Genomic DNA, 13,675 nt, shown 5'->3' on the forward strand with positions numbered 1-13,675 from the left:
TCTGCCATCCCTGGCGTGTGCCTGAGTCAGGCGCGGGCCGGACGGATGTAATCATCCGGCTGCCAGTAAATCTTTCCCTCGCGCTCGACGACACAGATCGGGCGAAGACTGCCGCCGCGGCAGGGGCCGCCCGCGCAGCGGCCGCTTTCAGGATCGTAGAGTGCGCCATGGGTCGAGCACATCAGATACAGGCCGCTCGACTCGAAGAACTGACCCTCGCTCCAGTCGAGCTCGATCGGCACATGGGCGCAGCGGTTCAGGAAGCCGCGCACGGCGCCGCCATAGCGCACCACAAACCCGGTGCGATCTTCAAAGCCGGCGGTGACGGGAAAGCGCACGCCCCGGCCGCCCTCCTCAAGATCGGCTGCGTCGCAGACGAAGATGTCGGTGTCGCTCATCAGGCGTGCTCGTTGAGCCAGGCATGAAGATGCGGCACGGAGTCCGCAGTGAAGAGGGGATTGAGCGGCTTGAGCTCTTCGGGCGTATGGGCCCCGTAGTGCACGCCGATGCCGCCGGCACCGGCATTGATGGCCATCTGCAGATCATGGGTGGTATCGCCCACCATGACCGTGCGCTTGAGGTCCTGGCCGAGTTCGCGAGTCAGTTCCTGCAGCATGGCCGGATGCGGCTTGGAAAAGGTTTCATCGGCACAACGGGTGGCATCGAAGACCGACAACAGTTTGGCGGTATTGAGCGCGCGGTTCAGCCCTACCCTGCTTTTGCCGGTGGCAACGGCCAGGAAATAGCCCTGCTGGGACAGGTCGGCAAGCATTTCCGGGACGCCGTCGAACAGCGTCAGCTCCTGGTCCTGCGCAAGGTAGTGATGGCGATAGCGCTCCACCATGCGCGGATAGTATTTCGGATCGAGGTCCGGCAGCACCGCTTCCATGGCGTCCTGCAGGCCAAGGCCGATGACATAGGACGCTGCGCGATTGTCCGGCACCGGCAGGCCGAGGTCGCGCGCGGCGGCCTGGATGCACTTGACGATGGTGCCGGTGCTGTCCATCAGGGTGCCGTCCCAGTCGAATACGATGAGATCAAATTGTTTTCTTGGCATGGTGTGGGCCGTCTCGGCCCTTTCGCTTTCTGGTAACGATCTTCTGGATAGTTGCAAATTGTGCGTCATTGCGCGGCTTGCTGCTCCAGCGCCTTGAGCAAGCGCTGGCATTCCGGCGGCAACCCTGCCTTCAGCGTGACCGGCTTGCCGCTGTCGGGATGCACGAAGGTCAACTGGTGCGCATGCAGGAACATGCGCTTGAAGGCCGACCTCTGGCCGTCCGCCCTCTGCATTTCCCGGTTGAGGGCAAAGTCGCCATATTTGTCATCGCCGACGATAGGAAAGCCGCTGGAGGCCAGATGCACCCTGATCTGGTGAGTCCTTCCGGTTTTCAGTTCCGCCTCAAGCAAGGCATAAGGCCCATATTTTTTCACAAGGTTGAAAATCGTGTGCGACACCATGCCGTCGGATTGCACCCTGACGCGCCGCTCGCCGTCCGGCGTGCTGTACTTGTGCAGCGCCAGACGAATGTGCTGGCGTGGATTGGTCCAGTCGCCCTTGACCAGCGTGAAATAGCGCTTGTCGAGGCTGCCTTCCCGGATCTGCTCGTGCAGATTGGTGAGCGCGGAGCGTTTCTTGGCCAGCATCAGAATGCCAGAGGTGTCGCGGTCGAGCCTGTGCACCAGCTCAAGGAACTTGGCATCGGGACGGGAGGAGCGCAATTGCTCGATCACGCCATAGCTGACGCCAGACCCGCCATGGACCGCTACGCCCGCCGGCTTGTCGATGACGAGCAGGTGGCTGTCTTCCAGCAGGATGGTGAACTCGGCGCCCGGTGCGCCGGACGGCGCGCGTTCGCTGGTGCGCACCGGCGGCAGGCGCAGCACATCGCCTTCGCACAGGCGGTAAGTCTGGTCGACGCGGCCTTTGTTGACGCGCACTTCGCCCGAGCGCAGCACCCGGTAGACGTGGCTTTTCGGTACGCCCTTGAAGATGCGCAGCAGGAAATTGTCGATGCGCTGACCGGCTTCTTCTTCCGAAATCGTGACCAGCTGGACTTGGCTGAGGACTTGTGGTTGCGCTGTTGCGGCCGGGATTCTTTCGCTGTTCCCTGAAAAGCTCGCTAAGTCCTTCATTTTGAATATATAATCGACCGGCCGTAGCCAGGAGGCTGCGGCGTAAGTGTAAGAATAAAAAGCACATTCTACACAGGGGCGTCTCCATCGGCCTCGCCTTATTGCAAATTCGATGGAAAAGATGTGTATGCAGCATTTGTTGCGCGAGCCAGGGTTGCCACCGTTGTTGCAATCGGGCGGCGCGCGGAAATGTTGGATCGGATGTCTGGATGTTCAGGATTTTTCCGGCGAGAGCGCCTGTTGTGCGGGCTCGCTGGTGGATGTGGTTGTACCCGGGTTGCCGAAACTGTTGAACCATGACGTTCCGTTTGGCTTGACCGAGCTGTCTCGTACCGATGTTGCCGTGTTTCGCGCGCCTGCCTCCTGCATGTGCGTCCGGCATGCTTTCAGTACGCACTCGGCACCCGGATAAAACCGCATCAGCGCCCGTACGGCTTCAGCGCATGCGCTGCGACGCCGCACACCAAGGCAATTCCCTTCGGACACTCCGCCCTGTAGCGTGTTTGGATTGAATGGACTCAACGAGGCCGAGGTCGATTACCCTACGACCAAGGCGTGCCGACGAGCCGTACCGGAAGTACGGCGAGGACGCATGATGCAGTGCCGACGGCATTGCAACCGGCTTCGTGATTCCAGTCAGACCGGATCCGCTCCAGCATGCGCCCCATAAATGCCAGCCGCATACGGCAACCCGGGTTGCCAGCGGCATTGAAGATGACCTCAAGGTCACGGAGTGAATCATGAAACGCATGCTATTCAACGCCACGCAGCAGGAAGAACTGCGCGTGGCGATTGTCGATGGGCAGAAGCTCATCGACATCGATATCGAAACCAGCGGACGCGAGCAACGCAAGTCCAATATCTACAAAGGCGTTATCACCCGCATCGAACCCTCCCTCGAAGCCTGCTTCGTCAACTACGGCGAAGAGCGTCACGGCTTTCTCCCCTTCAAGGAAGTTGCCCGCAGTTATTTCAAGGAAGGCGTTGACGTACGCACCGCCAGCATTCGCGACGCCTTGCGCGAAGGCCAGGAAATCGTGGTGCAGGTGGAAAAGGAAGAGCGCGGCAACAAGGGCGCGGCGCTGACCTCCTTCGTTTCGCTGGCCGGCCGTTACCTGGTGCTGATGCCCAACAATCCGCGCGGCGGCGGCGTATCGCGCCGGGTGGAAGGCGAAGACCGCCAGGAACTGCGCGAGACCATGGACAAGCTCGACCTGCCCAGCGGCATGTCGGTCATTGCCCGTACCGCCGGCATCGGCCGCAATGTCGATGAACTGCAGTGGGACCTGAACTACCTGATGCAACTCTGGCGCGCCATCGAGGGCGCCGGCCAGTCCGCTTCCGGCGCCTTCCTGATCTACCAGGAATCCTCGCTGGTGATCCGCGCGATCCGCGACTACTTCCAGCCCGACATCGGCGAAATCCTGATCGACACCGACGACATCTACGACCAGGCCCAGCAGTTCATGAGCCATGTGATGCCGGACATGGTGCACCGGGTCAAGCGCTACCGCGACGACGTGCCGCTGTTCTCCCGGTTCCAGATCGAGCACCAGATCGAAACCGCCTACTCCCGCACCGTGCCGCTGCCATCCGGCGGCGCCATCGTGATCGACCATACCGAAGCGCTGGTGTCGGTCGACGTCAACTCCGCCCGCGCCACCCGCGGCAGCGACATCGAGACCACCGCGCTCAATACCAATCTCGAAGCGGCCGATGAAGTGGCCCGCCAGTTGCGCCTGCGCGACCTCGGCGGCTTGATCGTCATCGACTTCATCGACATGGAGAACTCGAAGAACCAGCGCGAAGTCGAGACCCGGCTCAAGGATGCGCTGCACTTCGACCGCGCCCGTGTGCAGATGGGCAAGATTTCCCGGTTCGGCCTGATGGAACTGTCGCGCCAGCGGCTGCGTCCCTCGCTGTCGGAAGGCAGCCATGTGACCTGCCCGCGCTGCAACGGCACCGGCCATATCCGCGACACCGAGTCGTCCGCCCTGCAGGTGCTGCGCATCATCCAGGAAGAGGCGATGAAGGAGAACTCGGCCGCGATCCATGTGCAGGCGCCGGTCGATGTCGCCGCTTTCCTGCTCAACGAGAAGCGCGGCGAGATCCTGAAGATCGAGACCCGGCACCGTGTCAGCGTGATCCTGATTCCGAACAAGCATCTGGAAACGCCGCATTACAAGCTGGAACGCTTGAAGCATGACGATCCGCGCCTGGAAGACATGCAGGCCAGCTACAGCATGGCTGAAGTGGCTGAAACCGACATCGGCTACGACAAGCGGCAGAAGGAAGAGGCAAAGCCGCGCCAGGAGGCGATGGTCAAGAGCATCACGCCGGACCAGCCGGCGCCTATCGTCGAGCGCAAGGCGCCCGAACCGGCACCGGTTCCGGTGGCGGCTGCGCCCCAGGCCGAGGAAGGCTTCCTGAGCCGCCTGTTCGGCCTGTTCCGCAAGAAGCCGGTAGTCGTTGCCCCGGCGCCGGCGCCAGTCGCCGCGGCCAAGCCGGAAGTGGCGCGCGAGCGTGCCGAGCGCAACCAGCGCGGCAATGGCCAGCGTGGCCGTGCACGTGGCGGACGCGGTGGCCGTGAGCGCGATGAGCGCGACGCCGGCAAGGTCGAAGGCCGTGAGGACATGTTGGCCAAACCAGCCGCCGGCACCACGCCGGCAACGGCGCCGGCCGGCCAGACCACGCGCCCGCCGCGTCCTCCGCGCGAGCCGCGTGAGCCACGTGAAAACGCCGAGGGTCGTCGCGAGCCGCGTGAGGCACGCGAGCCGCGCGAGGCTGGCGAAGGCAGGCGGGAACGCGCACCGCGCGCACCGCGCGAGGAGCGCAAGCCAACCGTGCCAGTCGAGCCGGCAGGCGAGGAAGCATTGCCACTGACCGCAGCAGCAGTACCGACAGAAGTTCCGTCGGCGCCATCGGCTGCGATTGCAGCGATCGCAGCCGAGACCGGCGCCGAGCAGGAAGGCCTGGAGAACCAGATGGCCGACAATGTCGAGGAAGGCGATGACCAGCCGCGTCGTCGTCGCCGTCGCGGTGGCCGCAACCGCAATCGCCGTGAACGCGAGAATGGCGAGATCGGCGAAAACGGCGAGGAACTGGAAGCAGGCGCCGCCATCGCCGGCGAAGCCGCTGCCATTGCCGAAGAGCAGGCCGCCAGCCAGGCAGCCCCGGACGCCACCGTGCTTGCAATAAGCACGGTGGACGTGGCGGTCAGCCACACCACGGTGGAAGTGGTGCCGGCTGAAGCCAGCGCCCAGCCGGAGCAGGCAGCATCTGCAGCGGCCGAAGCGGCGCAGTCCGCGCCGGCTGAAGCCAGCCAAGCCGTTGCCGACACCGAAGCGAGCGCGATCGCGCCGGCAGCGGTGGATGCCGAGGCGGCCACGCTGGCCGAAGCAGCGCCAGCACAGCAGGAAACGCCAGCGGCCATCGAGCCTGCGGCGCAAGCCGAGGCTGCGCCGGCAACGGCCGAACAGCCGGCGCCGCTTGCGCAGCAGGCCGAGGTGGTTGAAGCCACTCCTGTGCGACACGCCGACAGCGCGCCGGTCGCCGACGTGCAGCCCGCAACGGCAGCGCCCGTCGAAGCGGAGGCTGTGGAAGCAGCGGAAGCCGTGCAGGCGCCTGCTGTGGACCAGCCGCAGCCGGTTACCAGCGTGGCTCCCGCCAAGGCAGGCGCCAGCATGCCGCTGCAGGAGCTTAATGCCATGCTCAGCGCCGCTGGCCTGACCCTGGCAAGCACCGACCCGGAAAAGCTGCGTGCAGCCCAGGAAGCGGCAGCCCGCATCCAGCCTGCGCCTCGCGTGCCGCGCGAACGCAAGCCGCTGCCGCCGGTGTCGAACGAGCCGCTGATCCAGGTGGAAACCAACCGCTGATATCCCTGTCTGCCGTGCCCGATGGGCGTGGCAGACAGCGGATGCAGCAGCACGGCCCGGTACGGATTACCTGGTGCTTCATGAGCAAGAATCCGGCCGGGCTGGCATCGAATCGATCCAACAGCGGTAGAACACAATCCAGGGGAGCGTTCGCTCCCTTTTTTCCGCGCCGCGGAAAGGCAAGGACAGATGGACAAGACAACGGCGCCACCCCCGGTCAGCCTCGCTGAAGCATTCGCCTATTGGCTCAAGCTGGGCTTCATCAGCTTCGGCGGTCCGGCCGGGCAGATTGCTTTGATGCACACCGAACTGGTGGAACGCCGCCGCTGGATTTCCGAACAGCGCTTTCTGCATGCGCTCAACTACTGCATGCTGCTGCCCGGACCGGAAGCCACCCAGCTGGCCATCTATATCGGCTGGCTGATGCACCGCACCTGGGGCGGCATCATTGCCGGCGCGCTGTTCGTGCTGCCTTCGCTGCTGATACTGATGCTGCTGTCATGGGTCTATCTGGCCTTCGGCAACCTCCCGGTGGTAGCCGGCGTCCTCTACGGCATCAAGCCGGCGGTAGTGGCGATCGTGCTCGCCGCCGCCTGGCGCATTGGCAGCCGTTCCCTGAAGAATGGCTGGCTGATCGGTATCGCCGTGGCCGCGCTGGTGGCCATCGCGGTGCTGCGGCTGCCATTTCCGGTCATCGTGCTTTCGGCGGCGCTGGCCGGCATGGTCGGCGGCCGCCTGCTGCCAGCGAAATTCCAGCTCGGCGGCGGACACGGGTCGAGTGCGCAAGCCAGCTACGGACCGGCGATCATCGACGATGCGACGCCACCGCCGCCGCATGCGCGCTATAGCGGCCCGCACCTGGCAAAGCTGCTTGCAGTCGGCATCGGCATCGGGGTTGTGGCCTGGCTGGCGCTGGCACTGCTGTACGGCCGCCAGGGGCCGCTGGCCCAGATGGGCTGGTTCTTCACCAAGGCCGCGATGCTGACCTTCGGCGGCGCCTATGCGGTGCTGCCCTATGTCTACCAGGGCGGCGTGGAGACCTACCAGTGGCTGACCGCAACGCAGATGATCGACGGCCTGGCGCTGGGTGAAACCACGCCGGGTCCGCTGATCATGATCGTTGCCTTCGTCGGCTTCGTCGGCGGCTGGACCAAGGCGCTGTTCGGCCCTGACCATCTTCTGCTGGCCGGCGCCGTGGCCGCCTGCGTGACCACCTTCTTCACTTTCCTCCCTTCCTTCATCTTCATCCTGGCCGGCGGACCGCTCGTGGAATCGACACGGGGCAATATCCGTTTGACCGCACCGCTGACCGCCATTTCGGCTGCCGTGGTCGGCGTGGTGATCAGCCTGGCGCTGTTCTTCGCCTGGCATGTATTCCGGCTCGCGCTGCCGCCGCTGCAATGGGACTGGGCGGCCGTCCTGATCAGTGCGCTTGCCCTGCTGGCGCTGGTGCGGTACAAGGCCGATACCATCAAGCTGATCCTTGCATGTGCGGTAGCAGGCCTCGTGGTATCGTACCTGCGTTAAAGGCTGGACCGTACGACCGGCCGCCTCATGTGAACAGAGTCCAACCGAGCTGAACCTGAACCGCCTGCCATGTCATCCAGAATCATTCCCGTCGCCGACTACCGCAGCCTGCCATCGGCGCCGCGCATTCCCGCCAGCCTGGAACAGCCCAGCGGCCTGCTCGCCGACAGCCTGGCGCGCCCGCTGCGCGACCTGCGCATCTCGGTCACCGATCGATGCAACTTCCGCTGCGTCTACTGCATGCCCAAGGACGTGTTCGACAAGGACTATGCCTTCCTGCCGCACAGCGCGCTGCTGTCCTTCGAGGAAATCACCCGCGTGGCCAGCCTGTTCGTTGCCCACGGCGTGGAAAAGATCAGGCTGACCGGCGGCGAGCCGCTGTTGCGCAAGAACCTGGAAAACCTGGTGGCCATGCTGCGCGCGCTGAAGACGCCGGACGGCCGCGAACTCGACCTGACCCTGACCACCAACGGCTCGCTGCTGGCGCGCAAGGCGCAGGCATTGAAGGATGCCGGGCTGAACCGGGTGACGGTGTCGCTCGACGCGCTCGACGATGCCGTGTTCAGGCGCATGAACGATGTCGATTTCTCGGTCTCGGATGTATTGCACGGCATCGACGCGGCCCATCGTGCCGGGCTTGGCCCGGTCAAGGTCAACATGGTGGTCAAGGGCGGCATGAACGACCAGGAAATCGTGCCGATGGCGCGCCACTTCAAGGGCAGCCCGACCATCCTGCGCTTCATCGAATACATGGACGTGGGCGCGTCCAACGGCTGGAAGATGGATGAGGTGATTCCGTCGGCCGAGGTGGTGCGGCGCATTTCCGAGGCGATGCCGCTGCAGCCGGTCGACCCGAACTACAGCGGCGAGACGGCGGCCCGCTGGCGCTATGCCGACGGCGGCGGCGAGGTAGGCATGATCTCCAGCGTGACCCAGGCCTTTTGCCACGACTGCACCCGGGCCAGGCTGTCGACCGAAGGCAAGCTCTATACCTGCCTGTTCGCCACCAGCGGCCATGACCTGCGCGCCTTGCTGCGCGCCGGCCACAGCGATGAGGAGATCTCCAGCGCGGTGGCGCAGGTCTGGCGCGCCCGCGGCGACCGTTACTCCGAGCTGCGCACCAACAGCACCGAAACGCTGGCGCAAGGTCCGCGCAAGAAAGTTGAAATGTCCTATATAGGCGGATAAACCGTGTCCATGAACAAAACACCACCTCCTGTTCAATCTGCCCACCCTACCCTTGACCAGGTCGTCAGCTGCCTGTCCGGCTATGACCCCGACGCCCTGCCGGTCGCCCAGGCACAGGAGATCATCCGCAGTTTCGTGCTGCCGCTGCATGCGGTCGAGAAGGTCGCCATCCGCAGCGCCCTCGACCGGGTGCTGGCGGCCGACATCGTTTCCCCAATCAATGTGCCGGCCCATGACAATTCCGCGATGGATGGCTTCGCCTTCGCCGGCGCCGAGCTGGCGGGCGATGCGCCGCTGTCCCTCAGCGTCGTAGGCACGTCCTATGCAGGCCGCGCCTACGACGGCCCGGTTGGCGTTGGCGAATGCGTGCGCATCATGACCGGCGCGGTCATGCCCGAGGGCTGCGATACCGTGGTGCCGCAGGAATTCACCAGCCAGTCCGATACCTCCAGCGTGATGCTGCCGCCGAATGTGGTGCGCCCAGGCGACAACCGGCGGCTGGCGGGCGAAGACCTGGCGGCCGGCCAGCCGGCACTGGCCAGAGGCAAGGTTTTGCGGCCGGCCGACCTTGGCCTGCTGGCCTCGCTCGGCGTGGCCGAGGTGCCGGTGCAGCGCCGGCTGCGGGTCGCCTTCTTTTCCACCGGCGACGAACTGCGCTCGATCGGCGAGCCGCTCGACGAAGGCTGCGTCTACGACAGCAACCGCTACACGCTGTACGGCATGCTCAGGCGCCTGGGCTGTGACATCATCGACATGGGCGTGGTGGCCGACGATCCGGCCGCGCTGGAAGCGGCGTTCCGCTCGGCCTGCGAGAATGCCGATGCCATCATCACCTCCGGCGGCGTGTCGGTCGGCGCGGCCGACTACACCAAGCAGATGATGGCCCAGCTGGGCGATGTGACATTCTGGAAGATCGGCATGCGTCCAGGCCGGCCCATGGCCTTCGGCAAGATCCATTCCGCTGGGCACAGCGCCTACCTGTTCGGCCTGCCGGGCAATCCGGTGGCGGTGATGGTGACCTTCTACTTCTTCGCGCGCGAGGCGCTTCTGCACATGATGGGCGCGCAGGTGCCGCCGCTACCGCTGTTCGCGGTGCGCTTGCAGGGCGCGATCCGCAAGAAGCCGGGCCGCACCGAGTACCAGCGCGGCATCCTGTCGGTGGCTGCCGATGGCAGCCGCGAAGTGCGCATTACCGGCGCCCAGGGGTCCGGTATCCTGCGCTCGATGTCGGAGGCCAACTGCATGGTGGTGCTGGGCCATGAACAGGGCAATGTGCAGGCGGGCGACATGGTGGAGGTGCTGCCGTTCGAGGGACTGCTGTAGGGCGGCCGGAACCTTATGCGGATTGCCGGCTCACAGTTGGCATGATGAAAAAATTCCTTCAGGCCCTGCTGTGCGCATGCTGGTGCAATGCTGCGCTTGCACAGGCTGCCGAGTCCGATAAGGAACAGACCGTACCGCCGCCCCAAAACCGGCACCAGGCCGATGAACGTGAACGGCAAGGCAGCTTTCCAAGGCTGCCGTCGCCGGAACGAGCCGAAACCGGTGCGATCAACCCTGCCAGCGGCCAGTACTATCCACCTGCCGGGAACGGCGACGTCATCAACCCGGCTACCGGCGAGCGATACCTCGGCATTCCGGGCGGCTATGTCAACCCCAACACCGGCGAACTGATGCCGCGCATCAGGTAGCCGCATCCGTCCTGCCCGGCGCGCCCTTATACGATCAACCTCATGCTTTCCAGCGGATTCGTTTGCGCGATATCAAGCCATGCGTGCGCCAGCACGCCGGGGTTCAGGCGTATATTGATGGCGTCGATTGAAATCGACATCCGTTTTTAGGCATCGAGCCTAAATCCCCTGCGACCCGCTCCAGCCTCGGCTGTCCGGGTCGCATCACTTTGGGCCGTCGCAATCAGGCCGGCTTGTAGAACACGTAGTCAGCCTGGTACTTCACGGTTTTCTTCATGCCCGACATGGCCTCGCCGCAGGCATCCATCGGCGCCACGCCCCCCATTGTGTTGAGCCGCTGGATGTAGCTCACGCCGCTCATTGCGCCATTGCCGGTTGCCGGGCCGGCCTGCACGAGTTGCAGCGGAATCGCGCCGGCATTCGGCGAGGGCGCCACGGCCAGCTGCTTGCCGCCGACCTTGCTGCCATCCGCCGCCTCCCAGGTCGGGCCGCCGTAGTACTTGCCGACCATCTTCCGGTTCATGTCATAGAGCATCGCATCCGGCCCGGTGAAGACCCATTCCCACTGGCCGGGCATGCCCGCCTTGGCCCGGCATTCATAGGTCAGCTCGCCCATGCCGGTGGTCATCATCGCCACCTTGTGGCCGGCCGGTACGCTGACTGCCGCCGGGGCGACGGGCGCCTTCATGTCGCTCATCATGGCCGGGGTGGAACAGGCCGCAAGCGTCCATACCGCCATGCCTGCCGCTGCCGTTTTCAATGCGTGTTTCATTCATGCCTCCGTGGGAAAAAAGGGAAATAGCGCCACTGCCCTCCTTCTACGGCGCACCTGGTCAAACGGATTCAACAAACAATCGAATTGCTTATGCCAGGCGGAATGCGGCCACGGCCTGGCCCAGCAGCTGCACTTGCTGCTGCATGCTGGCCGCGGCGGCTTCGGCCTGCTTTACCATTGCGGCATTGTCGCGGGTGCCCCGGTCCATCTCGGCGATGGCGTCATTGGCGCTGGCAATGCCGGTGGCCTGTCCATGGCTGGCAGCCACGATGCGGGCCATGATGGCGGCCACTTCCTGCACCGCCCTGACGATCTCCTCCATGGTGCGTCCAGCCTGCCCGGCCAGGGTGTCGCCGGCATCCACCGCGGCGACCGAGTCGTGGATCAGGGCGGCGATTTCGCGGGCGGCGGCGGCCGAGCGCTGGGCCAGGCCGCGCACTTCCGAGGCCACCACGGCGAAGCCGCGGCCCTGTTCGCCGGCGCGGGCCGCTTCCACGGCGGCGTTCAGTGCCAGAATATTGGTCTGGAAGGCAATGCCGTCGATCACGGCAATGATGTCGACGATGCGACGGGAACGGGCACGGATCGCTTCCATCGAATCGATCATCTGCTCCACCACCTGGCCGCCACGTTCGGCCACGTCGGCGGCGCCAGCGGCGAGATTGCTGGCCTGGCGGGCGTCGGCATCGTTGTCCCGCACCGCCACTGTCAGCTGCGCCATCGCCTCGGCTGTCTGGCGCAGCCCCTCGGACTGGCTGCCGGTGCGGCGCGACAAATCGGCGTTGCCATGGGCGATCGCATGCGAGGCATGGGCGATCGCCTCGGTGCCGGCATGCACCGCCGCTACCGCCTCCCGCAGCGCGGTCATCATGCCTTCCAGCACTCGTCCGCCGTCGCTCAGGGCGGTGGATGACGGCGCCGTCAGGGTGATGCGGCCGTCGCCGGAGGCATTGACCTGGTCCAGCCGCGCAGCCAGCTCCACGGCCTGCAGGGCCTCGCGATGCAGCAGCAGCGACAGATGGGACAGCACCACCGTCTCGGCCACCACGTAGGCGGCATGCGCAAGCACCTTGCCCAGGCCGGGTTCGGTAAAGCACAGCACGCCAAAGCCCCATTGCTGCAGGTAGTTGAAGCTCAGGTGATGCACGGCGATGACTGCGGCGCCGACCACGATGACCGACCAGTCGCGGTAGCAGAGCAGAAAAGCCAGCAGGACGAAGATGCCGAAATGCAGCTCGGGCGTGCCTGCGGACTGATGGATATGCAGTGCTGCAAACACCATCAGCGCCGTCGCCACCGAATAACGGCCGGCGCGGGAACCGGGCGCCAGCAGGATCGCCACGGTGGGGCCGAGTGCGGCCGGCAGCCCGATGGCCAGCGCCCAGCCCAGGGTATCGTGCCAACCCGCCAGTGCCAGCGCCATCACGAACATGGCCCAGATCACTGGCAGCATCAGGCGGTCGGCCCGACTGTAAACCTTGCGCATTCCCAATGCCTGTTCATGCATGATAGAAAAGTCCTTCAGACAGATTAAATTTCCATGAAGAAATGTCGAAAACAGGCTGGAGGATAGCCGAGAAGCGTCGGTGCGCCATACCCGTTCATCCTGAATTCATGCTCTTTCGTCTCATCCCAAAGGCATCATGGACCGACTTTCTGAATTTCTTCATAGAAATGTTTTTAATGCAACGGTATTTTTCGATGGCCGCTTTTGCGGCGACAACCATTTTCCCGGCGCCAGCGGACTGGGACAGCTGCATGTGGTGCGCAGCGGCACCGTCGTGATGCACCATCCGGACCGGCCTTCCATCCACATCAACGAGCCAGCCGTGCTGTTCTATCCGCGTGGTCTGCAACATCATCTGGTGGTGCCGCCGGGAAGCGAGGTCAACCTGGTGTGCGCCAACCTGGCCCTGGAAGGCGAGGAAACCCATTCGCCGGCGCTGATGCTGCCGGACTGCCTGCATGTCCGGCTGGCCGACGCGCCCCTGCTGCACTACACCCTGGAGCTGCTGGACAATGAAGCGCGCAGCCAGCTCAGCGGGCGCCGGCTGGTGCTGAACCGGCTGTGTGAGGTGCTGGTGGTGCAGTTGATGCGGCACGCCCATGCGGCCGGCCGGCTGGAGCAGGATGCGCTGGCGGGCTTGTCCGACGCCGGCCTGGCCCGGGTGCTGGAGGCGGTGCAGCGTCAACCGGCGCAGCCATGGCCGCTGGATGCGCTGGCGCGGATGGCTGGCATGTCGCGCAGCAAGTTCGCCAGCCAGTTCCACAAGCAGGTCGGCATGCCGCCAGCCGAGTACATCGCGCAACGCCGCATGAAGCTGGCGCGGCAATTGCTGCGCCAGCGCATGCCTGTGGAGCAAGTGGCGATCAGGGTCGGCTACCAGAGCCAGCCGGCCTTTTCCCGCGCCTTCAGCGCCCGGTTCGGCGTGTCGCCTTCCGCCTGGCTGCGCTCCAGACCCGAACAGCCAGGCACCGCAGCGTAG

At 64.9% G+C, this 13,675-nt stretch carries 11 protein-coding genes; 6 read left to right on the forward strand and 5 right to left on the reverse strand.

The features are described from left to right. Positions 1-26: 26 nt before the first annotated feature. The 3 genes from KTQ42_RS07540 to KTQ42_RS07550 all read right to left on the reverse strand — a co-directional run bounded on the left by KTQ42_RS07540 (position 27) and on the right by KTQ42_RS07550 (position 2,133). Positions 27-398, reverse strand: a complete 372-nt coding sequence (locus KTQ42_RS07540) for a Rieske (2Fe-2S) protein (RefSeq protein ID WP_217344946.1) — start codon at positions 396-398, stop codon at positions 27-29. After that, positions 398-1,057 carry an HAD-IIIA family hydrolase gene (locus KTQ42_RS07545; protein ID WP_217344947.1) on the reverse strand — a complete coding sequence of 220 codons (660 nt, stop codon included), beginning with the start codon at positions 1,055-1,057 and terminating at the stop codon, positions 398-400. Before KTQ42_RS07545 ends, KTQ42_RS07540 begins: the two co-directional genes overlap by 1 nt. 65 nt (positions 1,058-1,122) lie before the next feature. After that, positions 1,123-2,133: an RluA family pseudouridine synthase gene (locus tag KTQ42_RS07550; protein WP_217344948.1), complete on the reverse strand. Its 1,011-nt coding sequence runs from the start codon at positions 2,131-2,133 to the stop codon at positions 1,123-1,125. A 740-nt stretch (positions 2,134-2,873) separates the two neighbouring features. Between KTQ42_RS07550 and KTQ42_RS07555 the strand changes: the two genes are divergently transcribed. The 5 genes from KTQ42_RS07555 (at position 2,874) to KTQ42_RS07575 (ending at position 10,414) form a co-directional block, all read left to right on the forward strand. Then, the gene (locus tag KTQ42_RS07555; RefSeq protein WP_217344949.1) at positions 2,874-6,008 is read left to right on the forward strand and encodes an Rne/Rng family ribonuclease; all 3,135 of its coding nucleotides are present in this window, start codon (positions 2,874-2,876) and stop codon (positions 6,006-6,008) included. A 189-nt stretch (positions 6,009-6,197) separates the two neighbouring features. Next, positions 6,198-7,535 carry a chromate efflux transporter gene (chrA, locus tag KTQ42_RS07560; protein ID WP_217344950.1) on the forward strand — a complete coding sequence of 446 codons (1,338 nt, stop codon included), beginning with the start codon at positions 6,198-6,200 and terminating at the stop codon, positions 7,533-7,535. Positions 7,536-7,604: 69 nt separating this feature from the next. After that, the gene (moaA, locus tag KTQ42_RS07565; RefSeq protein WP_217344951.1) at positions 7,605-8,723 is read left to right on the forward strand and encodes a GTP 3',8-cyclase MoaA; all 1,119 of its coding nucleotides are present in this window, start codon (positions 7,605-7,607) and stop codon (positions 8,721-8,723) included. 9 nt (positions 8,724-8,732) lie between these two features. Continuing rightward, complete coding sequence (gene glp, locus KTQ42_RS07570; RefSeq protein ID WP_217344952.1) at positions 8,733-10,046, forward strand: gephyrin-like molybdotransferase Glp; 1,314 nt, start codon at positions 8,733-8,735, stop codon at positions 10,044-10,046. A 41-nt stretch (positions 10,047-10,087) separates the two neighbouring features. After that, a complete protein-coding gene (locus KTQ42_RS07575; protein ID WP_217344953.1) occupies positions 10,088-10,414 on the forward strand; it encodes a hypothetical protein in 327 nt (108 codons plus the stop codon). Between the two features lie 223 nt (positions 10,415-10,637). On the opposite strand, the gene KTQ42_RS07580 is transcribed toward KTQ42_RS07575, so the two are convergent. After that, positions 10,638-11,186: a DUF3455 domain-containing protein gene (locus tag KTQ42_RS07580; protein WP_217344954.1), complete on the reverse strand. Its 549-nt coding sequence runs from the start codon at positions 11,184-11,186 to the stop codon at positions 10,638-10,640. A 91-nt stretch (positions 11,187-11,277) separates the two neighbouring features. Continuing rightward, a complete protein-coding gene (locus tag KTQ42_RS24230) occupies positions 11,278-12,675 on the reverse strand; it encodes a methyl-accepting chemotaxis protein (RefSeq protein ID WP_283093262.1) in 1,398 nt (465 codons plus the stop codon). 157 nt (positions 12,676-12,832) lie between these two features. On the opposite strand from KTQ42_RS24230, the gene KTQ42_RS07590 reads away from it, so the two are divergent. After that, positions 12,833-13,675, forward strand: coding sequence for an AraC family transcriptional regulator (locus tag KTQ42_RS07590; RefSeq protein WP_217344956.1), 843 nt, complete (start codon positions 12,833-12,835; stop codon positions 13,673-13,675).

It is taken from the genome of Noviherbaspirillum sp. L7-7A, from assembly GCF_019052805.1.
Taxonomy (GTDB): Bacteria; Pseudomonadota; Gammaproteobacteria; order Burkholderiales; family Burkholderiaceae_D; genus Noviherbaspirillum_A.